20 protein-coding genes are annotated in these 23,836 nt (G+C 58.3%); 4 read left to right on the top strand and 16 right to left on the bottom strand.

Annotation, left to right across the window (positions count from 1 at the left end; translation table 11 throughout):
* Positions 1-72 precede the first annotated feature (72 nt).
* The 12 genes from EI77_RS20185 to rsmH form a co-directional block, all read right to left on the bottom strand.
* The gene (locus EI77_RS20185) at positions 73-738 is read right to left on the bottom strand and encodes an SGNH/GDSL hydrolase family protein (RefSeq protein ID WP_133797123.1); all 666 of its coding nucleotides are present in this window, start codon (positions 736-738) and stop codon (positions 73-75) included.
* A 48-nt stretch (positions 739-786) separates the two neighbouring features.
* Entirely contained in the window at positions 787-2,073 is a 1,287-nt protein-coding gene (locus EI77_RS20180; RefSeq protein WP_133797122.1) for a Y-family DNA polymerase, read from the bottom strand.
* A 142-nt stretch (positions 2,074-2,215) separates the two neighbouring features.
* On the bottom strand, positions 2,216-3,325 hold the full coding sequence (gene murG, locus EI77_RS20175) for an undecaprenyldiphospho-muramoylpentapeptide beta-N-acetylglucosaminyltransferase (protein WP_133797121.1): 1,110 nt from the start codon (positions 3,323-3,325) through the stop codon (positions 2,216-2,218).
* Between the two features lie 6 nt (positions 3,326-3,331).
* Entirely contained in the window at positions 3,332-4,507 is a 1,176-nt protein-coding gene (locus EI77_RS20170) for an FtsW/RodA/SpoVE family cell cycle protein (protein ID WP_133797120.1), read from the bottom strand.
* Positions 4,508-4,636: 129 nt separating this feature from the next.
* A complete protein-coding gene (locus EI77_RS20165; RefSeq protein ID WP_133797119.1) occupies positions 4,637-5,704 on the bottom strand; it encodes a LysM peptidoglycan-binding domain-containing protein in 1,068 nt (355 codons plus the stop codon).
* Positions 5,705-5,727: 23 nt separating this feature from the next.
* Positions 5,728-7,059, bottom strand: a complete 1,332-nt coding sequence (gene murD / locus EI77_RS20160; protein WP_133797118.1) for a UDP-N-acetylmuramoyl-L-alanine--D-glutamate ligase — start codon at positions 7,057-7,059, stop codon at positions 5,728-5,730.
* An 82-nt stretch (positions 7,060-7,141) separates the two neighbouring features.
* A complete protein-coding gene (gene mraY, locus EI77_RS20155) occupies positions 7,142-8,287 on the bottom strand; it encodes a phospho-N-acetylmuramoyl-pentapeptide-transferase (protein ID WP_243838961.1) in 1,146 nt (381 codons plus the stop codon).
* On the bottom strand, positions 8,284-9,660 hold the full coding sequence (locus EI77_RS20150; RefSeq protein ID WP_166647394.1) for a UDP-N-acetylmuramoyl-tripeptide--D-alanyl-D-alanine ligase: 1,377 nt from the start codon (positions 9,658-9,660) through the stop codon (positions 8,284-8,286). The genes mraY and EI77_RS20150 overlap by 4 nt, the downstream gene beginning before the upstream one ends.
* 1 nt (position 9,661) lies before the next feature.
* Positions 9,662-11,212 carry a UDP-N-acetylmuramoyl-L-alanyl-D-glutamate--2,6-diaminopimelate ligase gene (locus EI77_RS20145; RefSeq protein WP_133797116.1) on the bottom strand — a complete coding sequence of 517 codons (1,551 nt, stop codon included), beginning with the start codon at positions 11,210-11,212 and terminating at the stop codon, positions 9,662-9,664.
* Entirely contained in the window at positions 11,209-13,101 is a 1,893-nt protein-coding gene (locus EI77_RS20140) for a peptidoglycan D,D-transpeptidase FtsI family protein (protein ID WP_133797115.1), read from the bottom strand. The genes EI77_RS20145 and EI77_RS20140 overlap by 4 nt, the downstream gene beginning before the upstream one ends.
* A complete protein-coding gene (locus EI77_RS20135; protein WP_133797114.1) occupies positions 13,098-13,454 on the bottom strand; it encodes a hypothetical protein in 357 nt (118 codons plus the stop codon). Before EI77_RS20135 ends, EI77_RS20140 begins: the two co-directional genes overlap by 4 nt.
* Complete coding sequence (rsmH, locus tag EI77_RS20130) at positions 13,451-14,650, bottom strand: 16S rRNA (cytosine(1402)-N(4))-methyltransferase RsmH (protein WP_243838959.1); 1,200 nt, start codon at positions 14,648-14,650, stop codon at positions 13,451-13,453. Before rsmH ends, EI77_RS20135 begins: the two co-directional genes overlap by 4 nt.
* A 341-nt stretch (positions 14,651-14,991) precedes the next feature.
* Here rsmH and EI77_RS20125 point away from each other — a divergent pair, with 341 nt between their 5' ends.
* The 3 genes from EI77_RS20125 to EI77_RS20115 all read left to right on the top strand — a co-directional run bounded on the left by EI77_RS20125 (position 14,992) and on the right by EI77_RS20115 (position 19,975).
* A complete protein-coding gene (locus tag EI77_RS20125; protein WP_133797113.1) occupies positions 14,992-17,481 on the top strand; it encodes a U32 family peptidase in 2,490 nt (829 codons plus the stop codon).
* A 124-nt stretch (positions 17,482-17,605) separates the two neighbouring features.
* Positions 17,606-17,920, top strand: a complete 315-nt coding sequence (locus EI77_RS20120; protein WP_133797112.1) for an HPF/RaiA family ribosome-associated protein — start codon at positions 17,606-17,608, stop codon at positions 17,918-17,920.
* A 306-nt stretch (positions 17,921-18,226) separates the two neighbouring features.
* Positions 18,227-19,975, top strand: a complete 1,749-nt coding sequence (locus EI77_RS20115) for an SUMF1/EgtB/PvdO family nonheme iron enzyme (protein ID WP_133797111.1) — start codon at positions 18,227-18,229, stop codon at positions 19,973-19,975.
* 187 nt (positions 19,976-20,162) lie between these two features.
* On the opposite strand, the gene EI77_RS20110 is transcribed toward EI77_RS20115, so the two are convergent.
* From EI77_RS20110 to EI77_RS20100, 3 genes are all read right to left on the bottom strand, one after another.
* Positions 20,163-21,071, bottom strand: coding sequence for an anti-sigma factor domain-containing protein (locus tag EI77_RS20110; RefSeq protein WP_133797110.1), 909 nt, complete (start codon positions 21,069-21,071; stop codon positions 20,163-20,165).
* On the bottom strand, positions 21,071-21,637 hold the full coding sequence (locus EI77_RS20105; RefSeq protein ID WP_166647393.1) for an RNA polymerase sigma factor: 567 nt from the start codon (positions 21,635-21,637) through the stop codon (positions 21,071-21,073). The genes EI77_RS20110 and EI77_RS20105 overlap by 1 nt, the downstream gene beginning before the upstream one ends.
* A gap of 174 nt (positions 21,638-21,811) precedes the next feature.
* Entirely contained in the window at positions 21,812-22,330 is a 519-nt protein-coding gene (locus EI77_RS20100) for a glutathione peroxidase (RefSeq protein WP_133797108.1), read from the bottom strand.
* Between the two features lie 389 nt (positions 22,331-22,719).
* On the opposite strand from EI77_RS20100, the gene tnpA reads away from it, so the two are divergent.
* Positions 22,720-23,166, top strand: coding sequence for an IS200/IS605 family transposase (gene tnpA, locus EI77_RS20095; protein ID WP_133797107.1), 447 nt, complete (start codon positions 22,720-22,722; stop codon positions 23,164-23,166).
* A 375-nt stretch (positions 23,167-23,541) separates the two neighbouring features.
* Here tnpA and EI77_RS20090 read toward each other — a convergent pair.
* A partial coding sequence (locus tag EI77_RS20090; RefSeq protein ID WP_133797106.1) for a transposase occupies positions 23,542-23,836 on the bottom strand: 295 nt, incomplete at its 5' end.

The following is a 23,836-nucleotide window of genomic DNA, read 5'->3' as shown; positions in this document are numbered from 1 at the left end:
TCTCAAATCTCAAATCTCAAATCTCAAATCTCAAATCTCAAATCTCAAATCTCAAATCTCAAATCTCAAATCTCAAATCTCAAATCTCAAATCTCCAAGCTCCCGCACCTTATCCGCCAGCGCTCGTCCCAGCTTCAGATGTTCCTCCGCCTCCAAATGGAGACCGTCCAGGGCACTGGGTTTCACGATGTCCTGGCTGTTGAGATAAGCGCAGTTCAAGGCAGTGGCCAAAGCCGCGTAATAATGCGGAAACTTCGCACTGCGGGCGGTTCCGTCAGCCATGCGCGCGGCGATGTCCGGCAGGTGGGAAAGATCCCCCACGGGCGGCGGGCAGACGAGCAGCAGCTTCGGCGGTCCGTCGGCAGGACCGGCATTGCTCCCCAGGATCATCCGTGCCAGCACACCGGCACCTGCGGCGATCTCTCCCGGCGGCATATTGAACATCGTCTTTAGATCATTCGTGCCCAGCATGAGGATCACCAGGTCAATGGGCTTGTGACTTTCCAGGCAGGCGGGCAGGTAGTCCTTACCCTTCCGGCAGATGTTTAGAGGGTCTTCATGCACCGTCGTGCGGCCATTCTGGCCTTCCTCGATCACCCGGTAACCCACCCCCAGTTCACGCGCCAGCACTCCTGTCCAGCGTACTTCCAGGGGATGGCGGCGGGGAAACGGAGCCTTCATTCCCTCCGGGTCATAACCCCAGGTATTCGAATCGCCAAAGCAGAGGATCGTTTTCATAGGCTAGTCAGATTTCACGGCATCCTCAGGCGGCGCAAGCAATTCGCATCACTCCTTGAATTCCTGCCGCTCCGGGATGCGGGTAAAGGCGATCTTCGTGCCTGAAAAGGACTTCACCGAATCCGGCGCAAATCCCAGAGCAATGCTGTCCCGGCCATATTCCTGGTTCAGATCATCCATGATCTTCGACAGCTTGTCCCGCCGCTCCACATCCGCAATGATGGGGCTGCCCAGTTCGGGAAAAAGATCCATTTGCTGCGGTGCGCTGTTAGCCTCCAGGCCGTGGAGTGTCACTCCGATTTTTTTCACCCGGCTCCAGCCAATCTGGTCCATCGCTTCCGGCCACAGCACATTCAGTGTTTTGGTCAGTGCAAAGCTGTCCGACACAGGCAAAAAACGCTGATGAGCCTCTCCCCGCAGCGTACTTTCCGCCCGCACACTGAGGGAAAGCTGCGTCGCCCGGTAGCCCATTCGCCGCAGGCGGCTGGCCGCCTTTAAAAGCAGTCGCTTGGAGACAATGGCCGCCTCCGGTGGCTGGCGGAATTCGGGCGATAAAACATGGCTGTGGCCGATGCTGCGATTCTGCACCGGCACATCGTCTAGATCCCCGCCATGCAACTGATGCCAAAAGCGGTCGCCACCCACACCTCCCCAGACCCTGTGCAGCTCCCTGGGAGTAGCCTGCCATAAGTCTAAAAACGTATGAATTTTAGCCTCATGCAGCCTCGGCTCCATGTTCCGCCCAATGCCGGGTAAATCCGTTAGTTTTAGATGCGCCAGCCTCCCTGGCAGATCCTCCACACGCACCACTTCCAAACCGTCCGGCTTCGTCAGGTCGCTGGCCACCTTGGCCAGATAACGGTTGGTCGCGATCCCTACGGAGCAGGTGATCACTTCCCCCACATGATCCAGCAAGCCACGTTTGATCCGCCTGGCCAAGGCCACCGCCACCTCCTCCGGGGCTCTTTTACGATCCAGCAGACAGCCCATTTCATCAATGGAGCCGATGACCTGCACAGGATAATGCCGCTCAATTTCGTCAATGATCTTGTGATGAAAGTCCACATACCTGCCATGACTGGCCTCCACCACCGCCAGCCCCGGGCACATGCGCTTTGCATCCCCCACATTCGTCCCCGTTTTCACCCCAAATTTCTTCGCCTGATAACTGGCCGCGATGGCACAGGTGTGGTCAGACATCACCGGCACCACAATCACCGGCCTCCCCCGCAACTCCGGCCTCAACTGCTGCTCCACACTGGCAAAGTAACTGTTCAAATCCACGAACAACCAGCGCAAAGGCGCAGCGGAACCAGGATTCGGCACAGGAGTCATGCCCCGAGAATAAGAGCAGATTTAACATGTTCAAGAGAACAGTTATTTTAACATTCCGGGCACCAGCAGTCCATGAATCACCCGACCACGAGAGGGCCAGCGACACGTCGGCATTCCAAAGGGATGTCAGAGGAAACGCGAATTACCCCTCCTTCACAATCAGCTCAGCGATCTTCTCTGCAGCGTTGCGGACGGCCATTTTATTCGCAGCGCGCTTCATCTCATCGGCCTTCTTGGGGTTCATCAGGATGTCGCGCACGGCATCGGCCAGTACATCGGCATTCAGCTCTTTTTCAGTGAGGAGACGGGCAGCACCTTCCTTGGAGAAGACTTCCGCATTGCGGGTCTGGTGATCATCGGCCGCGGAGGGATAGGGAATCAGCAGGCTGGGGACACCGAAGTAGGCCAGTTCAGACATGGAGGAGGCACCGCTGCGGGCGATGGCGAGGTCCGCCACGCGATAGGCTAGGTCCATGCGATGGCAGAAAGCGGCCACGTGCTGGGGCAGCAGCGGATTCTTCGCATACACATCCCGTACCTCTTCATAGTCCGTCGGACCGGCGATGTGCAGGACCTGGATCCCCATTTTTTCAAACTGCTCCAAGGTCATGCCCACGACACGGTTGACCCCACGCGCCCCCTGGCTGCCGCCCATGATGAGCAGGGTCTTCTTGGTCTTGTCCAGCTTGAAGAACTCATACGGATCCTCTTTTGAAGCTGTGCGCATGGCACTGCGGACCGGTGTGCCCACCACGCGTACATCTGTGTGTTGGGGAAAGAATTCTTTACACGCTTCCAGGCCGCAGAGGACGGTGCTGGCATAGCGGGCATTCAGCTTGTTCGCCTTGCCGGGGATGGCATTGCTTTCGTGAATGAGGGTATGGCACTTTTCCTTTTTACCCGCATACAGCGGGGCGAAGGAGGTGAAACCACCCATGCCCAGCACCACGCTGACGTCTTTGTCCCGGATGATTTTGCGGCACTGCGCCATGCCCTTCCAGAGACCGGCCAGGAAGCCGATCATCTTCGGTGACCAAGGCTTCGGCATCGCCAAAAAGGGCATTTTTTCAAAATGTAGGTCCTTATGCCCCGATGCGGCGATGGAATCGATCTTCTTCTCGCTGATGAGCAGCGTCACCTCGTGACCGCGTGCGGAAAGGACTTCACCGACGGCAATGCCGGGAAAAAGGTGGCCACCGGTGCCACCGCAGGCAATGAGCACATGGATGGACTTTTTGGATTTGGATTTCACTGGATATCAAAGCTGGGGTGTCCAGCGGCGCTTTCTGCGGATCACGGGGAGCTGATCCCAGGTCAGATGGACGCCCTGGCGGTGAATGTTAACCAGGACCCCCACCGCCATCATGGCGGCCAGGAGGCTCGACCCTCCGTACGAGACGAAGGGGAGTGGCAGTCCCTTGTTGGGCAGCAAAGCAGTGGTTACGCCCATGTTCAAGAGCGCTTCTAAGGCCAAAAGAAAAGTCAGCCCAAATCCCAGCAGCTTGCCAAAGCGATTCGGGGCATAGGAGGCGATGCACATCCCGGCAAAGGTCATCAGGATGAAAACCATCACCGTCGCCGTCACTCCCCAGAAGCCCAGTTCCTCCCCCACCATGGGGAAAATGAAGTCCGTATGGGCTTCTGGCAGGTAGGAAAGCTTCATCCGCCCCTCTCCCAATCCACGCCCCTCCAGCCCCCCGGAGCCAAACGCCAGCTTTGAAATCCACTGCTGCAGGCCCAGCGTTTCCTTGTGCTTTTCCAGGTCAAAAATGATCATCACCCGCTCAAACCGGTTCGGTGCCAGCTTGATCCCCGCCCACAGCGCCGCCAGTGCCGCGCCGATGATTACGCCTAAATAACGCCCACGCGTGCCCGCCACGAACATGATTCCCACACCCACGGCAGCCGCCACGGACCCGTTGCCCAGATCCACCTCCCCGCCGATCAGCCCCACCACTCCGCCCAGGATCAACCCCGGCAGGATCAGCCCGTGCTTGAGCGTCCGCTCCAGGTTTTCATGACTGGCAAACCAGCCCGCCATGGCCACGATCAGCACCAGTTTGGCAAATTCTGATGGCTGCACCCTCACGCTGCCCTGGCCGATCCAGCGCGCGGCCCCGTTCACACGGGCGGCGATCATCGGCTTATACCCCAGCGCCTGCGCCAGATACCATTCATAACACAGCAGCAGGCCAAAGGAGGCCACCCCCAGCAGCCACCAGCGCCAGCGAAACCAGACGTTGTAATCCACCAGAGCCATCACGACGCAGGCAACAATGGAAACCCCCACCCAGGTGCACTGCCGCCACAGCGTCACATAGTCCTCCCCCCCACCCTCACGGGTGTGATAACTGGTGCTGGCCAGCATCGTGATCCCCAGCCCTGTCAGCAGGGCGACCATCAGCAGCAGAAGTAGAACGGAACGTTTGGCCATGCGCGGAGGATTTGAGCGTTCGAAAGGCTGGTGTGTGGATAAAATGCAATCGGAGAATACTCGGAGGCCGGCAACATCCCAGCCCAGTCTAGCCAACAAAAAGGTTTCTCTGTCCACCAAGACTCCCGCCTACTTGCGCGGAATGTTCAGCTTCATGCCGATCTTGAGGGATTCGGCCTTCGCGTTTTTGTTCGCAGCCTGGAGGGCCGCCACGGAAATACCATGCCTGGTGGCGATGCGATAAAGCGTGTCCCCAGATTGCACCACATGTGTCGCTGCGGAAGCCTTCACCGGTTCCTTCTTGGCGGGCGGCGGAGCATCCACCACTTTCTTCACCGCAGGTTTTTCCACCACCGGCGGTTTTGCCGCAGGCGGGATATAAGGGATGGCCTTGATGACCGGCTTTTCCACTTCCTTTTTCGCCACCGGTGCTGGCGCAGGCACCGGGGGAGCTTCCTCCACCTTCGCCCGGCTGACAGGCAGTTCCACCCGCACAGGCATACCGGAGGCTTCCTTGCTCACCGCTGGCGGTGGACTGTGCTGGACTTTACTAGCTGTCACGGCAGGGGCTGGAGTCAGCTCGTCCTCGATGGTGGCACTGAAGCTAAAGCCGGTTTCTCCTGGCAGGGCCAGGTTGATCGGCACCTCCGCAGCCTGGATGGAGGCTTCCGGCTGCACCGGTTTGGCCAGCTCTCCATTGGTCCCCGCCACGCTGATGCCCACGGCTTTCAGCACCGGCTGTTTTGGATACAAAATGATGTCGTTTGTATTCAGCTGGCGCCCCTGGTCCACCTTGTTCAGTTTGATCAGCACTTCTTCAGAAACCTTCAGCTTCTGCGCCACACTGCGGATCGAGTCCCCAGACTTCCAATCATAGGTGGCGTATTCTTCCTGTGGCTCATTTTTGTCCAGGTCCATGTTCACGGCACTGGCAGGCAAGACCGAGACAGGTTGCTCCAGATAGTTCTCTGAAAGTGTGGTCACAGGAGCTTCCTCACCATTCATGAAATCATAAATGATGATACCGCCGATGACCACCACATGGATCAGCAGCATCACCACAAACATGCGCGCCATGTTGGAGTTCGGCTCATGTTGGTTGAAGGCACCTTCATCGGTGACCATGGCCACACGATGCTTGTACCTCTCCCCCTCCAGGAGGTTGAGCAGGAGTTTGTCTTTCTTCTTTTTGCTCATGATGGGCGGCTGTTAGGGAGTGGTCAGTTGAGAGATTGGACGGCGCTGCGAAAGGCTTCGCCGCGCTGGGCATAGCCCGTGTACATGTCGAAGGAGGAAGTACCAGGACTCAGGATGATGCTGTCCCCCGGCTTGGAAATCTGCGCGGCCTGCTGCACCGCATCCGCCATGTCCACCGCCGTCTGGCAGGGCAGCAGATCTTGGAAGGTCGCCTTCAGGGCACCGGCGATTTCACCGATGCACACCATCGCACGCACCTGTCCGTTGAGGGAGGCACGCAGCGGCGTATAATCCAGGCCCTTTTCCTTGCCGCCCACGATCAGCACGATGGGCCGCTCCATCGCCCCGATGCAGGCTTCCAGCGCATGCAGGTTGGTGGCTTTGGAGTCATTGATAAATTCGCGCCCGTTGAGCACCCTCACCAGCTCACAGCGGTGAGCTGGCGCTTCATAGCCGTTCAGGGCAGCACGCATGTCCTTCAGGGACAGTCCATGCACCTGGCAGGCCATCATCGCCGCCATCACGTTCTCCATGTTGTGCCGTCCACGCAGCGTGGATTTCACATCGAAGACCACCCCATCCGGATGCGCATGGATGCGCCCCCCTTGATAGGTCCAGTCAGCCTCCGCACCATAGGCGGAAAAAGTCATCTTCTTCGCCTTCCCCGTGTCCACCGTTTCACCGGCCCGCACGATGGCCACATCCTGGCCCGTCACGTTTTCAAAAATACGCGCCTTGGCCGCATAGTATTCTTCCATGCCCGGATAACGGTCCAGATGATCCGGGGCAAAGTTCAGCCACAGGCTCGCTTTGGCCCGGTAGTTCTGGATCGTCTCCAGTTGAAAACTGCTGATCTCCAGGGACAGCACATCATAGGGAACGCCGCTGGACACCACTTCACTCAAAGACATGCCATGATTGCCGCAGGGCACGGATTTTTTCCCGCAGGCATTGAACAAATGCGCGATCAGTTCCGTGCAGGTGCTCTTGCCATTGGTCCCTGTGATTCCCACAAGTTCCATGTCTGTCAGGTTAAAGGCGAACTCCATCTCTCCCGTCAGCGGCACGCCTGCATCGGTGAATTTTTTCGGAAACGGCCACCCTGCATCCAGTCCAGGGCTCAAAATCACCAGGTCGTAATCCCCCGGATTCACCACCAGATCCTTCGCGGCCTGACCACTGAGAGTGCGAAATCCCTCGGCATGCTGCTTGTCCAAAGCCGATTTGATTTTTTCCGGCGCACCCTCATCCATCACCGTCACTTCTGCACCGTGGAGGCGGGCCAGACGTGCAGCCCCAAGGCCGCTGCGTCCTGCCCCCAGGATGGCGAAGTGTTTTCCGGCGAATTTTGACATGGTAGCAATAGTGATTTTTGAATCTCTAATGAGATCTCAGAAGTATAGCACTGTATAATCAACTTTCGCTGACTATTTGGATCTAGCGAAGTTTAAGTGTCGCTAAGCCGAGTAGGGCAAAGAACAAGGACAATACCCAAAACCTGACAATGACCTGATTCTCATGCCAGCCCCCCAATTCAAAATGATGATGAATAGGTGACATGCGAAATACCCGCTTGCCACGGGTCTTGAAGCTGAAAACCTGGATGATCACGCTCATCGCCTCCATCACGAAAACACCGCCCACCAGCGCCAGGACGATCTCCTGCTTGCAGCCGATGGCCAGCGTCGCGATGCAACCGCCCAGAGCCAGAGACCCGGTATCCCCCATGAACATTCGCGCCGGATGCGCATTGAACCACAGGAACCCCACGCAGGCACCCGCCAGAGCCATCGCCACGATGGGCAGTTCATTCGCCAGCGTGTGATGCGCCACGCCCAGGTAGCTGGAATAGTTCGCATTCCCGCAGACGTAACCGAACCCCGCATACGCCAGTGCCGTCGTCAGCGAGCAGCCCGTGGCCAGACCGTCCAGACCATCCGTCAGGTTCACCGCATTGGATGCGCCCACGATGATCAGCGTAAACAGCGCCACTGAAAAAATGCCCATGTCCGTGATGATTGCATCCTTGAAAAACGGCACGTAAAGAGCCCGCAGTGTCACGCCTTCATCTGGCGGCACCGCGTAAGCCATCAAAAAGCCGGCGATCACAGCCACCCCACCCTGCCAGACCAGTTTCGTGCGGGCGCTGACCCCTTTGGAATTCTTTTTGCTGATCTTCAGATAGTCATCCCAAAAGCCCAGTGCTCCCAGCCCGACGGTGGTAAACAGAATGGTCCAGACCATCACATTGTCCCACTTGGCCCAAAGCAAAGTGGTCACCACAATGCAAGCCAGGATGAGAATCCCGCCCATGGTCGGCGTGCCCGCCTTTTTACCATGCAGTTCATAAAGCTGATGCACCTCTTCCGCCGTGCGGATGGGCTGGCCGATCTTTAGCGAGATCAGTTTACGGATCAGTTTCTCCCCAAACAGCAGGGACATCACAAACGCCGTAATGAAAGCCCCGCCCGCCCTGAAGGTGTGGTAGCGGAAGATGTTCAGGAGCTTATAGAGCGCGGAATCATCGCTGATCCAGTCAGCAGCTTCGAGCCAGGTGCGGAGTTCGTAGAGCCAGTACATCATGCGGTCTTAAAATGAGCTAAAACTTTTTCCATGCCCGCTGAGCGGCTGCCCTTCAACAGGACAGCATCCCCGGATTGCAATATTTTCTTCAGATGCGCCGCGCAGGCTTCATGGCTGGGGAAATTTGCAGTCTCCCCCAGTCCCGCCTTCGCTGCGGCTTCAGTGATCATCGCCGCTTCATCACCCACCGTGTAAACCGCCGTCAGCGGGAGCCCGGCAGCATACTGGCCGATGCCCTCATGCCCGCTCCGTGCGTGGATGCCCAGCTCCCCCATGCGGCCCAGCACGGCGATCTTTTTTCCACCCGTGCTGAGAGAGGCCAGCGTCGCCAGCCCCGCTTTCATCGAGTCTGGATTCGCATTGTAGGAGTCATCAATGAAAAGGATGTCCTGCACCGTCTTCGTTTCCATCCGCCCACCCGTCAGCCGGGCTCCGCTGAGCGCCGCGGCGATGTCCGCTGGCAGGATGCCATGCGCCCAGCCCATGCAGGCAGCCAGGGCAGCATTGCCCACCATATGGTCTCCCATCACGGGCAAAAAGGTCTCCACCACCTCACCGGCGAAATCCAGTTTGAAATGGGTGCCGTCAGGTCCTGGCCGCAGGTCAAAGGCACGCACATCTCCCGCATCCGTGCCAGCGGTGAAAACCGTGGCCTGGCAATGCCGGGCGATCAATGGCGTGTAAGGATCATTGGCATTCAGCACCACCACCCCTTCGGCATGCACATTCGTCGGCAGCGTGCCTTTTTCCCAGCCGATGGCATCCTGGCTGCCCATGTATTCGATGTGCGCCATCCCCACATTGGTCACGATGGCCGCATCCGGCAGGGCAATGTCCACCAGGGTCTTGATCTCCCCCGGATGGTTCATGCCCATTTCCACCACTCCGCATTCATCCCCTTCCTCCAGGCTCAGCAGCGTCAGCGGCAGGCCGATGTGGTTGTTCAGGTTTCCCAAAGTGGCACGCGTCTGCACTTTCAGTCCCATCACCAGCGCCGTCAGGTCCTTGGTCGAAGTTTTGCCATTGCTACCGGTTAGGCCGATGATCAGCGGCTGATGCCAGGCCCGATATCCGCGCGCCATGTCTTGCAGCGCCACCAGTGTGTCTTTCACCTCCACCGTCGCGCAGGAGTCGGTGCCCCAGGTGGCATCCACCCGGTTCACCACCACCGCAGCAGCGCCAGCATTCATCACCTGCGGGATGAAATCATGGGCATCAAACTTATCGCCAGCCAGCGCCACGAAGACATCTCCTGGCTGCACTTTACGTGAATCCGTCACCACCCGCGTCACCAGGCGACTGCCTGCATCCGCAGGGCCGCCCAGCTTGCCGTCAGCAAAATCAGCCAGGGTCTGGAGGGCGATGGACTTCATCTCAGCGGTCGTAGGGCCGCCTCCGCTCGGCGTCACGTATCTCCCGCTCCGCTTGCTTTTCAGCACGCTCCACATCCCGGTTCCCCGCGATCTGGATCATCAACTGACGCACCACACGGCGGTCATCAAACGGATGTTTCTTGCCCTGGATTTCCTGGTAATCTTCATGGCCCTTGCCAGCGATGAGAACAAGGTCTCCGCCACGGGCATTTTCGAGGGCGATCTTGATGGCCTCCCGCCGGTCCACCATGATGACATGGTTTTTCGGACGGGTGAAGCCCTTCACCGCATCGGCGATGATCACCTGCGGATCATCATTGCGTGGGTTGTCGCTGGTCAGCACACAGATGTCGCTTCCAGCCTCCGCCGCAGCGGCCATAAGTGGGCGCTTGGAGCGGTCACGTCCGCCACCACAGCCAAAGACCGTGATGATCCGGCGCGGTCTCAGCGCACGCAGAGTGCGCAGTGCATTCTCGATCGCATCCGGCGTGTGCGCATAGTCCACAAAGACCTGGAACTTCGTCGTCGCTTCCGTCACACGCTCCAGCCTGCCCGGCACCTGCGGCGCATTTTTCAAATGCGCTACCGTTTCCCGCAGGTTCAGCCCCATGGCCTGCACCGCAGCCAGTGCGCCCAGTGAATTATAGACATTGAAATCACCAATCAGCGGTGTGCGCACCAGGAACGTACGGCCCTTCGCCTCCAGCTCAAAGGTCGTGCCCGTGAGGTCATAACGCACGTTCACCGCACGATAGTCAAAACCCACGCCATAACCAAATTTGATCACCTTCCCGGTCTCTTCATAACGCTGGATCAGCTTGCGGCCCCAGGCGTCATCCGCATTGATCACCATGGCCCCTTTGGCCTGGGAAGCGATCATCTCAAACATCCGCACCTTGGCCACATAGTACTCTTCCATCGTGCCATGGTAGTCCAGGTGGTCCTGCGTCAAGTTCGTGAAAACACCGGCCGCAATCGGCAGCCCGTGCACACGGTGCTGGTCCAGCGCATGGGAGCTGATTTCCATAGCCACCGCCCGGCAGCCATTATCCCGCATCTGCGACAGCAGCCCCTGGATCTCCAAAGACTCCGGCGTCGTGTGGGTGGAGGGCACCTGCTGTCCGCCCAGGTCATAGACCACCGTGCTCAGCAGGCCGCAGCGCTTCTGGCCCGCGTTCAGCAAATGATGCATCAGGAAAGCTGTCGTAGTCTTTCCATTCGTACCCGTGACAGCGGCGATGGAGAGGTTCTTCGCGGGTTCACCATGCAGGAATGCCGCTGCCTGCGCCAGCGCCACACGGCTGTATTTCACATGCACCCAGGGCACCTTCACATCATCCGGCGGTGCTTGTTCAGAAATGATCACCGCCGCACCTGCCGCAATGGCTTTGGGGATAAAATCGTGCCCATCAGCCGTTTTCCCGCGCAGGGCCACAAAGGCCACTCCTGGGCCAGCACTGCGCGAATCATACGTCAGACTGTTGATGACAGTATCCAGGCTCCCGGAGACGACCGGCTTGTCCAGATGAGGGATCAGGTCACGTAAAATCATTCCGCAGCTCCTTTCAGGGCGAGAGGACGTTGAGGACGGATGGAGAGTTGTTTGAGTGTTTCGGCCACGATTTCAGCAAAGATTGGAGCAGCGACCTTCCCGCCTCCAATGTCGGCAGGGTCAGGTGCATGGGGATTGTCCAGCACGACCACACACACTATTTTCGGGTCATTCGCTGGGGCGAATCCGGCAAAGGAAGTGATCCACTGGTCTTTTCGATAGCCTCCCTTTTTCAGACTTCCATCTTTATTCTTGCCAACAATCATCTCGTGATCGTAGCGCTGGGAGGTTCCCGTTTTCCCCGCCACCTCGATGCCTTCCAGCTGCGCACGCGTCCCGGTGCCGTGATCCACCACACCTTTCAGCAGGTCCCGCATCAGGCCCGCCGTTTTTCCCGTGCACACCTGACCCACCGCCTCCGGGGGAACTTGTGTGATTTGACGCCCGCCATCCGTCACGATCCGGTCCACCAGCCTGGGTTTCATCAGGATACCCCCGTTGGCGATCGCTCCATAGGCCATCGCCATCTGCAAAGGCGTCACATTCACCTCGTAACCCATGGGAAACCGCGAATACGTCGTGTTGGACCAGTGGCCGTCATTGATATAACCCCGGCTTTCACCGGACAGTGAGATCCCCGTCTTTTGGCCAAAGCCAAAGCGTTTCACATAATTCAGATACATGTCCTGTCCCACTCTCTTAAAGACCTTGTAAGTGGCGATGTTACTGGACTTCGCAAAAGCTTCCCGGGCAGTCACCGTCCCCATGCTGGAAACGTCCTTCAGAGAGACTTTCAGCACTTGATCCGTGTAATGCCCCCAGTGGCAGTCAAAGCGCTCATCCGGCCCCATTTTCCGCTGGTCCAGCGCCGCCGTAAAAGCCACCACTTTGAAAGTGGAGCCCGGTTCATAAGGTTCATAAATAGTCAGGTTCTTCCAATTAGTATCCCCTGGCTCATTCCGGTCATGCCCCGGCAGGAAGCTCATGGCCAGAACGGAACCCGTGGCCACTTCCGTCACCACAGCCATGATTTTGTTGGGCCTGTAAGTCGCCTGCGCCTGCGCCACAATGGCATCCACAGCATCCTGCATTTGCAGATCGATCGTCAGGTGCACATCCTTGCCATGCACCGGCTCCTGGATGTCTCCCCGGTACAGCAGCAGCTCGCGCCCATACTTGTCATGCTCCACACAGACAGATCCCGGCACACCGCGTAAAGTATCTTCAAAGGCACTTTCGATGCCCTGCACGCCCCCCTTGCCTTCCTCCGTCCCGCCGATGATCAACGCCAGGCGGTTATCCATGGGATAATGGCGGCGCACCGCAGGCTTTACGTAGATGCCTTTGACAAAAAGATTGGCCAGATGCTCCCGCCATTCCTTGGCCTGGTCATCATTCATGTTGTGGGTCAAGACTTCGATCTGCCGCTTGGAGGTCACCTTTTCCAGCATGGCATCCACCGTTCCGCCCAGTTTCACACTCAGTGCTTCCGCCACATGCGCATGATAGGACTTCAAAATTTGCTCGTCACTCATCGTCCGCGTCAGCTCCTTCTGCGTGACCCCACGGATGCGTGCCAGATTTGGTGAAATGGAGCGCACATCGTGCAGGTGCACGCGATCCGTACGCAGTTCATAGACCTCTTCATCATAAGCCAGATAGCGGTCCGAATGATCCTTGATGGACCCGCGCTGTGCTGGCAGCACCCGGTCCTCGCGAAATTTCTTGGAGGCTTCTTCCGCCAGCTGCGGCCCTTTTTTCAGGTGCAGGTCATAGAGACGCCACACCACAGCAGAAAAGCACACGGTGAGGCCGCAGGTCACGACCATCATTCGGTGGCACAGCGGGCGGTCCCGGCGCAGTTGAGTCTGGTTGGGTGTGGACATCATGGCAGTTCGGCCTCCGTGGCTTGCACCACAGCCTTCGCCGTGGGGATGGGTTTTAATTGAATGATGGCCCGCGCATCCGGGCTCAGCTTTTGCAGCCAGGTCCCCTTGGCTTGCAGGATGGGCTGCACTCGCGCTCCATCCAGCAGCAGGTCGATCTTCCGGCCCAGACTCACGATTTCAAAATTCAGCAGCTTCATTTCCTGCTCCACCTGCCTCTGCTGCTCCGCCAGGGCTGTGATGCGATTTTTATTCACCACCACACTCAGCGCTGCTAGCAGCACCGCGCTACAAATGACCAGCACCGCCGTCAGCAACGGCAGGCCGATGGAGTTGCGATAGCGGTTGTTTTTCATGCGGGCAGGCGTTCCACACCGCGCAGGCGGGCACTGCGGGCGCGGGGGTTCAGGCTCAGTTCATTTTCCGTGGCCTCCTTCGGCTTGCGCGAAAGTAGGCGGTAAAAACAGTCTGGATTGCGCTTCGGCTCCGGCCATTCTGGACGGTCCAGCCAGACTTGGCTCTGATGATGAAAGGCATGCTTCACCACCCGGTCTTCCAGGGAATGGAAGCTGATGACCGCCAGTCGGCCTCCCGGCTTCAGCCATTTGGGGGCCGCTGCCAAAAAGGCCTCCAGCGCCGCCAGCTCCTGGTTCGTCTCGATCCTCAGCGCCTGAAAGGTCAGCGTCGCCGGATGGCGCTTGCTGTATTTCGGGCACACTTTGGAAATCAGCTCCGCCAGTTGCAGCGTCGTCTTGATGGGAGTCTTCGCACGCTCGGCCAGGATCGCTTTCACGATCTTCCGCGCCTGCGGCTCCTCCCCGTATTTCCACAGGATCTGTTCCAGCGCACCCTGCTCATACGTGTTCACGATGTCCGCCGCCGTGATTGGCCCGGAGGTATCCATCCGCATATCCAGAGGACCGTCCTTGTTAAAAGAAAATCCACGCTCAGCCGCATCCAGGTGCCGACTGCTCACACCAATATCAATGAGCATGCCATCCAGCCCGGTCACACCAGCCTCTCCCAGCACCGTTGGGAAATCACGAAAATTTCCCTTCAATGCACAAAAGCGGTCCGCATAGCCCTTCAGCCGTTCGCCCGCATGGCGCAGCGCCTCATCATCCTGGTCCATGGCCACCACCCGTGCGCCCCTCTGCAGCAGCGCCTCCGTGTGACCTCCACCTCCCAGAGTTCCATCAAAAATGAGTTTCCCTGGAGCAGGCTCCAGCGCCTCCAGCACTTCATTCATGAGCACTGGCAAATGATAAAACGGCACTTCCCGCGCACCGCCCGGTCCGGGCACCTGCTCAGGCCCGCCGCTGGATCCCGGCTCACCTTCCACAGGACGCTGAATAAGCGTCCCCCTCCCGAGCGGCATCATGTCGTCCATCGCATCTTCTGAGGTACCAAACCACGGCCAAACGCCCACCTGGAACGTTTGTACAATTCTAGAAACCCATCCTTTTTCCCCAATGCTGCCCATTTTCTCCCCTGCCGGAAAAAGATCGGCATTCCAGGGATTCGAGAAAATACTGGCGGTTTGGGGTAACATGGGCTGTTATCACGAAGCGATGACGTTTCTCGCTTACAGCAATTGATATTCCACAATTGTCAGTAATTAAGATGAGCTTAGTAACGAGAAACGTTACAAAACGCAATCTCAGAATTCCGAAAGTAATTCACAATGCGTCGCAATAATGCGTTCAATTGAACACTTGATTGTCCCTTTCGCATTGAACTCTCCTGGGCTATTCTCAAAAGAGCTTCTCCTTTGTCTCAGCGAGTAAGATGAGACAGAGCATACGACGGATCAAGCAGGGACATTTTCTGTTAATCATGCAAATCCTGTAATCCTGTCTAAACTCCCCTCCCCCCGTTTTTCCGCTTTCTTCCATGCCCCGTCCCCTCCATCTCCCCGAACTCCTCTCCCCTGCCGGTAATTGGGAGTGCGCCCGTGCCGCCGTCGCCAATGGAGCCGACGCCATCTTCTTCGGCCTGCCCCGCTTCAATGCCCGCATGCGCGCCGATAATTTCACGGCTGAGGACCTGCCGGAGCTGATGAAGTTCCTTCACAGTCATGGGGTCAAAGGATACTGCGCTTTTAACGTCCTCATTTTCACCACTGAACTGGCCGATGCTGAGACCCAGCTCCGCGAGTTGGAAGCCGCTGGTGTTGATGCCGTCATCGTCCAGGACCTCGGCCTCGCCCGCATGGTGAAGACCCTCACCCCCGGCCTGCGCCTCCACGCCAGCACCCAGATGACCATCACCTCCCCGGAGGGACTGGAGCTGGCCAACACCCTCGGCATTGATCAAGCCGTCCTCTCCCGCGAGCTCAGCCTGCGCGAGCTAGAGCGCTTCCAGGCCAACGATAAACCCGAGGTTCCCCTCGAAGTCTTCGTCCACGGCGCTCTCTGCGTCGCCTACAGCGGCCAGTGCCTCACCAGCGAATCCCTCGGCCGCCGCAGCGCCAATCGGGGCGAGTGCGCCCAGGCCTGCCGCATGCCTTATGAAATGATCGTTGATGGCGAGCTTCAGGATCTCGGCGACAAACGTTACCTCCTCAGTCCCCAAGACCTCGCAGCCGTTCAGGAAATTCCTCGTCTTATCGAACTCGGCATCCGCAGTTTCAAAATCGAAGGCCGCCTCAAGACCCCCGAATACGTCGCCGCAGTGACCCGTGTCTATCGTAAAGCGATAGATGCCGTCCTGGCCGATAAGGACCTCACCGAGATCATCACTGAAGAAGACCGTTACGAGCTGGAGATGACCTTCTCCCGCGGCCTCTACACCGGCTGGATGCATGGCGTGAACCATCAGGAACTCGTCGGTGCCTATTACGGTAAAAAACGCGGTTATTATGTCGGCGTCGTCCGCTCCGTCGCCCGCGATGCCGTGGAGCTGGAAGAAAATCCCACCCACCTCAAAAACGGCGACGGCATCGTTTTCGAAAACCTTCAAGACACCAATAACGAACAAGGGGGCCGCATCTATGGCCAGCATGAAAACTGGATCGAATTCCAGCATGGCCGCCTCCGCACGGACCTCATCGCCCCCGGCACCCGCATCTTCAAGACCGGGGACCAGGCCCTCGAACAACGCCTCCGCCAGACCTTCCAAGGCGAAATCCCCCTCCGCAAAAAACAGCCTTTAAACCTCATCATCAGCGGCAGCGCTGGCCAGCCCATGGTCATCCAGGTCAAAGGCCAGGAAGCCAGTGCCACCTCCACCATCCCCCTCGCCCCCGCCCTTCAGCGCCCGCTCACACTGGAGACATTGCAAAACCAGTTAGGCCGTCTCGGCGGCACCCCTTTCGAGCTAGGTGAAATTGAACTTCGTCTCGAAGAAAACCTGATCCTGCCCGTCAGCGAGCTCAACCGCATGCGCCGCTCGATTGTCGAAAGTAGCTGCGCCCGCCAGGGCGTGGGCGAACCATCACTACGCCCCGCCATCACCACCACTGTAGCCGACATGCTCCGTAGCTGCGCCCGCCAGGGCGTGGTCCCCGAAGATGCCCATCTATCTAAGGCCCCCACCCTCCACGTCCTCTGCCGCGACCAAGCCCAAATCGAAGCCGCCCTCGAAGCCAACATCACTCACCTTTACGTAGATTTCGAAGACGTCCGTCAATACGCCGACGCCGTCAAATACGTCAAGGCTCACAGCGCCGCCCGCATCTACCTCGCCACCCCGCGCATCCAGAAATCTGGCGAGGCCGGCATCTTCAAACTCATCTCCCGCGCCGAACCCCACGGCGTCCTCATTCGCAACCTCGGTGCCATCGCCCATTTCCGCGATGCAGGCATTCCCATCACCGGCGATTTCTCTCTCAACGTCGCCAATCCCCTCACGGCAGATTTCCTCAAGAAAACTGGCCTTGAGCGCCTAACCATCAGTTACGACTTGAACATCGACCAGGTCCTCAACCTCCTCCAGGGTGCCCCGCCCGAATGGTTCGAGATCACCCTCCACCAGCACATGCCCATGTTTCACATGGAGCACTGCGCCTTCGCCGCCTTCCTCTCTGAAGGCACCGACTTCACCAACTGCGGCCGCCCCTGTGAAAAGCACAAGGTCCGCCTCCGCGACCGTGTCGGCATGGAGCATCCTTTAAAAGCCGATGTCGGCTGCCGCAATACCCTCTTCAATGCCGTGCCCCAGACCGGAGCCCAATACTTCAGCGGCCTCATGCAGACCGGCCTTCGCCATTACCGTGTCGAGTTGCTGGAGCAGACCCAAGAAGAAACCCTGCGCATCATCCGCACCTATCAGTCCCTCCTCGCCTCCCAGCGCGGCGGCGAAGACATCTGGCGCGAGCTTAAAGCCCAGTCCCAGCTCGGCGTCACCCGCGGCACCATGGCCGAGATGGCTCACTCTTACTGAGTCACAAAGGCCCGTCTTCTCGCGGATGACACGTGCCCTTCAGCAGGAGGTCCACGTTCCAAAAACACCCCCATCCGGGCACTCTCAAACGTATATATCATGACGATACCAACCCCCAATCATCATGATTATCCAAGTCAATACAGATCACCACATCACTGGTCGCCAGGAATTCATCGCTGAAGCAGAGTCCATCGTGACCGATGCCCTGAGCCATGTCAGTGACCACATCACTCGCGTCGAGGTTCACCTCAATGACGAGAACAGTAAAAAAAGCGGCCCCGAGGACAAACGTTGCATGATGGAAGCCCGCCTCGAAGGCCATCAACCCATCGCCGTCACTCACAAGGCCGAAACCCTCGCCTTCGCCATGGACGGCGCTGCCGAAAAACTAAAGACCGCAGTGGAGCACACCGTGGACCGCCTCCAGCGCCATTGATCCCGGTGTGATTTAGACACACGGCCACATCACCAGCCCGTCACGAAGACCTCACATGTTCGTCTTCTCCTCCAATCGCTCAGGCTGTTTCGGCTCCATCTTCATCTCACTCATCGGAACCGCACTTCTCTTCTTTCTGTTGAGGAGCTGCGGTTCCACACCTTGATCACGGTATTTGCACCTTGATGCAGCGGGTCATCCGCAGGCCGCAGTCACGAGGAAACCATCCTCGGCTCCTGCGCATGTTACCGTCCCTTTCCTCCCCAGTGGACAAAAACCCCGGTTCATGCTAAAAGCCATCCCTCCATGTCTGCCCACCACCCTCTAACTTCAGCTTTCCTCGCCCTCGTCGCGTTGCCCGGACTCTCCGTGGCCGCCGCCGCGAAGGTGGATTTCAATACCCAGGTCAAGCCCATCCTCGAAGCCGCCTGCACCCACTGTCACGGTGCAGAAAAGGATAAAGGCGACTTCCGGCTTCACACCAAGGAAGACATGATCAAGGGCAACGAAAACGGCCCAGGACTCACCCTTGGCGACCTCACAAAAAGCGCTATTTATACCACCCTCATCCTCCCTCACGATGATGACATGGTCATGCCTCCTGAAAAGGAAGGCCTGCTCGCCGCCAACCAGATCGAGGTCATCAAAGGCTGGATCGAACAAGGTGCCGAATGGCCTGCTGGCGTGACTTTAGAGGTCACACCCCGCATTGATTTCGTTAAAAACATCCAGCCCATCCTCGAGCAAAACTGCGTCAGCTGCCACAATCCCGACAAGGACAAAGGCGACCTCATCCTTAGCAGCAAAAAAGAGGCCTTCGAGACCGGCGAAAACGCTCCCAACATCGTCGCCTTTGCCCCCGCCAAAAGCGCTCTCTATCACCTCACCGCCCTCGCTGCTGACGAAGACGATCTCATGCCCCCCGCCAAGAGTGGCGGTCCGCTGAAGAAGGAAGAGATCGCCATGCTCAAAAGCTGGATCGAGCAGGGAGCCGTCTGGCCAGACGATGTCACCCTCAAGGCCAAGGAAAAAGGTGCCGCCCCCACCAACAATCCAGACACCCTGGAACTGGTGAAAAAGATCCACGCCAAGATCGTCGCCACCGCCCAGGAAAAAGCCGAGGCTGACATGAAATCCTACGATGCCAAAGTCCCCAAGACCGGCGCACCTTACTCCATGGTCGCCATCAAAAGCGGCGAATTCCTCCTCGGCAGCCCCGATAGCGAAGCCAACCGTGCAGACGACGAAGGCCCGCAGGTAAAGGTCCAGATCAAGCCCTTCTGGATTGGCAAATACGAAGTCACCTGGGATGAATACGAGCCCTTCCAGCTCACCGCTGAAGGCCGTAATAAAGATGGCAGCCGCAAGGTCTGGTCCCCGGACGACAAGCCCGAAGATCTCATCTCCCAGCCCACCCCTCCTTATCAACCCATGGATTTCGGCATGGGCCGCAATGGCTTCCCCGCCATCTGCATGACCCAGCACGCAGCTAACAAATATTGCCAGTGGCTCAGCGCCCAGACCGGCCACTTCTACCGCCTCCCCACCGAGGCCGAATGGGAATACGCCGCCCGCGCCGGCACCACCACCGCCTACTTCTTCGGCGACGATGCAAAAGACCTCGGCGAATACGCCTGGTACTTCGATAACGCGCCTAACTTCCAGTATAGCCTCGTGGGCAAAAAGAAGCCCAATCCCTGGGGCCTCTACGACATCCTCGGCAACGTCTGCGAATGGACGCTCGACCAGTATAGCGATGCCACATACAAAGGCTGGTCCGGCAAAGACATCGTTGGCAATCAGTGGGTAAAATCCACCAGCCCCTACCCCCACACCGCCCGTGGCGGCACCTACGATGACGATGCCGAATTCCTCCGCGTCGCCTCACGCCGCGCCTCTGAGCCCGCCTGGAAGCAGCAGGACCCCCAGCTTCCCAAGAGCATTTGGTATCTCACCGATGCCACCTGGCTCGGCTTCCGCATCGTCCGCACCCTGGAGATCCCCACCGTCGAGGAAATGTATTCCGCCTGGAACAACGGCGTCGCCCGCGAATAACCCCGCCCCGACAGCCCCCTTATTCAAAAAGCCCCATGCCCCCGCATGGGGCTTTTTTATGCCAAGACTACAAGTCAGCAAAAAAGTAGCCCGCTCAGTCCCCTGAGCGGATAGCCACCCCGAATCCCCTCCAGCCCTCCTACCACAGCCCACCATCGAAGCCCCCCACCTCAGCCTCACACCCCCACTACGGCCCGATCAAAATGATCGGCCCCTCCCCTTTCGGCACCCCACCTTCACGCTCGATGCTCAGGGCAAACTTCGCCGCACTGCTCACCGCATCCACCGGTTTGAAATCCACCTTGGCAAAGCCCTGCGCATCCACCTGCACCACGCCTGCATCCACCGGCACCGGATTCTTCGGATCCACCACCCAGAGCTGGTAATCCTTGCCCGTTTCCACAGGCGGCATCTTCTCCAGTTTCAGCACCCCCTGGTGCTTCTCACTGTCCCACACCACCACCGCCACCCCTTGTTGATAAGCCGCTACGGAGCTTTGCAAAGTCGCGATCTGCACCTGGGCAAAAGCATCCTTCTGCCGCAGTGCCGTGATCTCCTGCGTCAGCGCCACCACCTGCTGCTGCACACGCTCGTCATCTTCACGCAAAGCTTGGATCTGCGCCGTCACCGTCTCCATCTTGCGGGCCGTTTCCACCGCCTTTTCTTCCAGGGCATCACGTTCATCCCGCACTGAGATCATCTGCTGGCGCGCCTCCATCTCCACCTCGCTCATCGCCAGGACCTGCGTCTTCAAATGGTTACGCTCCATCCACAGCCAGAAACAGCCTGCGCCGAGCACCGCCGCGATCCCCCAGGGAAGAACCCCGAAACGACGCGGCATCCTTGCCTTCTTCCCAGACTTCTTCTTCGCGATCTGCCGCTCTCGGACCTGCGCCATGATCGCCTTTTTCAAATCTGCCCGTGGCTTTACAGGCGGCACCGCCGCAGCCAGTGCCGCAGCAGTCACCTCCAGTTCCGTCGCCAGATGCCTCAGCTCACTGCTACGCGCCAGCTCGATGTCGAAGACGCTCTGCTCCGCTTCATCCAGGGCATGCAGCGCATTCAGTGCGGCCAGTTCCTCGTGTTCTTCGTCCATCACAGCGCCCCTCCTTTCATCAGGTCACGCAGCTTCAGCAGACCGCGCCGGATGTTCGTCTTCACCGTACCCAGTGGCAGGTTTAGCGACTCCGCAATCGCATGATGCGTCAGCCCTTTTAAAAAGGCAAATTCGATCAGCTTACGCTGCTCTCCCGGCAGGCTAGCCAGCGCAGAATAGACCTGCTTTTGCTGCTCCTTCATCTCCACCGTATCATCCGCTCCCACCGCGCAGTCTTCCAGCACCGCCATCTCCACCGCTGCAGATTCATTCAGCCGCGCCCGCCGCCCCATCGCCCGGATCCGGTCGATCGCCTTGTGACGGAAAATCATCACCGACCAGGTAAACGCCCGGCTGCGTGAAGGGTCATAGCTGCCCGCATGATCCCACAGATACAGAAATCCCTCCTGCAGCACATCCTCCGCCTCCCGTTCATCACCCAGCATCTGGCGCAGCAGGCCTAACAGACGGGATGAAAAGCGGTCATAAAGCTGCTCAAAAGCACGCGCATCGCCCCCACCAGCACGCTGGAGAAGGGATTCATCAGTGACTTCGAGGGGAGACATGAGACAGTTTGGGGTTATTGAGCGGCACTTCCAGGTCCTCACCATGGCAGGCCGCGCATCACCCCGAGGCGCAATTTGGGCCACCCATGTCAAAGAAAGTGCATTCACACAAGTCTTTGCGTCATGGAAACGTCCTTGGATTCGAAAAATGATCCCGCCCGGCCTCCCCACCCCTCATTTGCCCAGCGCCATTTTCACCGCCGCCTCGATTTCCTCACCCTCCGGTTCCGCATCCGAGCCATACCGGGCGATCAACTGCCCATCCTTACCCACCAGAAACTTCTCAAAATTCCACTGCACTTCTCCCGAGGCCGCCAGCACCGCAAACAGCGGATGTTTCCCCTCCCCCGTGATCGAGACTTTGGCGAACATCGGAAACGTCACTTGATACCGGCTGGTGCAAAAAGTCTGGATCTCCGCCTCCGATCCCGGCTCCTGCCCCCCAAAGTCATTGCAAGGAAAACCCAGCACCGCAAAGCCCTCCTTCGCATACCGCTCATGCAGCGCCTGCAGCCCCGAATACTGCCCCGTATACCCGCACTCCGAGGCCACATTCACAATCAGCAGCACCTTGTCTTTGTAATCCTTCAGCGTCACCTCCTTACCCTCAATCGTCTTCAAAGGAATATCCCGCACATCCGCAGCAAAACTAGTTAGAGCCGTCATAAACAGAAAAGTGAAAAGGAGTTTCATGGGTCGAGTCGTAGAAATAAAAACGTGCCCCACCCCAAGAATAGTTCAACCAGCTCATCATGGTGCCCCCGTCCCCCATGAAGCGCACTCGTCTGTCCCCATGGAGCGCACGTGTCTCGCGTGCCGTCTTGTGCGTCCCGCGCAAGACCGTTCTATCCGCCACGTCCGCCCCCAAAAAACACACCTCCCGTTAGGCCAAACGACCTCCTACACTCCCGGAGGGAGCCCGGACATTAGCCGGGTGGTGAAGGGCGCGTAGCGACCGAGAACCACCGGACCTCAACACCACACACCCCCACATACGTCGCGTCCCGGAGGGACGCAGGAAGGGCACCTCAACATCTTAAAAAAACGGATGCAACCCGTCCCCATCTCTGAATCCTGACCTCATGCCCTCGACGCATGCCGCCCTGCATTACCATCTCGTCTTCAGCACCAAAAATCGGGAGCCGTGGTTTGAACCTCACCTTCGCTCGCGCCTGCATGAATATCTCGGGGGCATCTTGCGCACCGAAAATGGCATACCACACGCCATCGGTGGCACGGGAGACCATGTGCATCTGCTTGCCGGGCTGCGTCCCACCCATTGCTTGGCGGATATCCTACAACGGGTAAAAAGCATTTCATCGCGATGGATTCATGAGGAACTTCGGCTCGCAGGTTTCGCATGGCAGGAGGGTTACGGAGCATTCACCGTCAGTGTCTCCAGCCTGGAAAAAGTAAGAGCTTATGTCTTGAATCAGGAAGCTCATCACCGGGTCAAAACATTCCAGGAAGAATATGTCGAAATGCTGCAACGTGGCCTGGTGGAATACAACGAAGCCCACCTTTGGTAAAGGCATACCCAGTTACATCTCGGGGCCTTCCAGCGTCCCTCCGGGACGCCTGTCTGACGCATTGCATGTGGTTCCACTTCCGGTGGCTCCCAGTCGCTTCGCTCCTTCCACCACCGGCTAATGTCCAACGCTCCCTCCGGGAGCTAGAATACTCGGAATAGATTCGGCCCACCTGTATTCGGCAGTAATTTTGCATCCCCTCGTCCCAAAGAGCCGCCGGAAAGCCCCTCCATCCCCCCCCCCATTTACGCAAACACCCACTCCTAAATCTGGACTACCACCCCACCCAAATTCAACCATCACATGCCTCCCCCGCTCCCGGAGGGAGCAAGGAAAATAGATATGGTCAGAGCAAGGCCGAAGTGGAAGATTTTTTCAGGCTTCCAGCTTGGCGAAGTTTTTGACAAATGGCGTGTCGTGTTTGAGCACGCCAAAGGCGACCCGGATGATTTTGTGCATGATGGCTCCTAGGGCGCACATCTTCGGCTTGCCGCGCTCCACAAAGGCTTGGTAGCTGGCATGGAAGGCATTGGTGGCGCGTTTCACCGCTTGCAGCGCTGCCATGTAAAGCATCTTGCGCAGTATGGCGCTGCCCTCTTTGGTCATGTGCCCGCGCCGGTTCACACTCGTGCCTGACTGGCTCAAGGCAGGTGTCAGTCCGGCAAAGGCG

The sequence above is a fragment of the Prosthecobacter fusiformis genome (assembly GCF_004364345.1).
Lineage (GTDB): Bacteria > Verrucomicrobiota > Verrucomicrobiia > Verrucomicrobiales > Verrucomicrobiaceae > Prosthecobacter > Prosthecobacter fusiformis.
This window is presented reverse-complemented; position numbering and strand designations above follow the sequence as displayed.

What these genes read in the sequence shown, in the direction of transcription:
- EI77_RS20185 (WP_133797123.1), bottom strand. Translation starts at nt 738, where the DNA reads ATGAAAACGATCCTCTGCTTTGGCGATTCGAATACCTGGGGTTATGAC.
- EI77_RS20180 (WP_133797122.1), bottom strand. Translation starts at nt 2,073, where the DNA reads ATGACTCCTGTGCCGAATCCTGGTTCCGCTGCGCCTTTGCGCTGGTTG.
- EI77_RS20170 (WP_133797120.1), bottom strand. Translation starts at nt 4,507, where the DNA reads ATGGCCAAACGTTCCGTTCTACTTCTGCTGCTGATGGTCGCCCTGCTG.
- EI77_RS20165 (WP_133797119.1), bottom strand. Translation starts at nt 5,704, where the DNA reads ATGAGCAAAAAGAAGAAAGACAAACTCCTGCTCAACCTCCTGGAGGGG.
- murD (WP_133797118.1), bottom strand. Translation starts at nt 7,059, where the DNA reads ATGTCAAAATTCGCCGGAAAACACTTCGCCATCCTGGGGGCAGGACGC.
- mraY (WP_243838961.1), bottom strand. Translation starts at nt 8,287, where the DNA reads ATGATGTACTGGCTCTACGAACTCCGCACCTGGCTCGAAGCTGCTGAC.
- EI77_RS20150 (WP_166647394.1), bottom strand. Translation starts at nt 9,660, where the DNA reads ATGAAGTCCATCGCCCTCCAGACCCTGGCTGATTTTGCTGACGGCAAG.
- EI77_RS20145 (WP_133797116.1), bottom strand. Translation starts at nt 11,212, where the DNA reads ATGATTTTACGTGACCTGATCCCTCATCTGGACAAGCCGGTCGTCTCC.
- EI77_RS20140 (WP_133797115.1), bottom strand. Translation starts at nt 13,101, where the DNA reads ATGATGTCCACACCCAACCAGACTCAACTGCGCCGGGACCGCCCGCTG.
- EI77_RS20135 (WP_133797114.1), bottom strand. Translation starts at nt 13,454, where the DNA reads ATGAAAAACAACCGCTATCGCAACTCCATCGGCCTGCCGTTGCTGACG.
- rsmH (WP_243838959.1), bottom strand. Translation starts at nt 14,650, where the DNA reads ATGTTACCCCAAACCGCCAGTATTTTCTCGAATCCCTGGAATGCCGAT.
- EI77_RS20125 (WP_133797113.1), top strand. Translation starts at nt 14,992, where the DNA reads ATGCCCCGTCCCCTCCATCTCCCCGAACTCCTCTCCCCTGCCGGTAAT.
- EI77_RS20120 (WP_133797112.1), top strand. Translation starts at nt 17,606, where the DNA reads ATGATTATCCAAGTCAATACAGATCACCACATCACTGGTCGCCAGGAA.
- EI77_RS20115 (WP_133797111.1), top strand. Translation starts at nt 18,227, where the DNA reads ATGTCTGCCCACCACCCTCTAACTTCAGCTTTCCTCGCCCTCGTCGCG.
- EI77_RS20110 (WP_133797110.1), bottom strand. Translation starts at nt 21,071, where the DNA reads ATGGACGAAGAACACGAGGAACTGGCCGCACTGAATGCGCTGCATGCC.
- EI77_RS20105 (WP_166647393.1), bottom strand. Translation starts at nt 21,637, where the DNA reads ATGTCTCCCCTCGAAGTCACTGATGAATCCCTTCTCCAGCGTGCTGGT.
- EI77_RS20100 (WP_133797108.1), bottom strand. Translation starts at nt 22,330, where the DNA reads ATGAAACTCCTTTTCACTTTTCTGTTTATGACGGCTCTAACTAGTTTT.
- tnpA (WP_133797107.1), top strand. Translation starts at nt 22,720, where the DNA reads ATGCCCTCGACGCATGCCGCCCTGCATTACCATCTCGTCTTCAGCACC.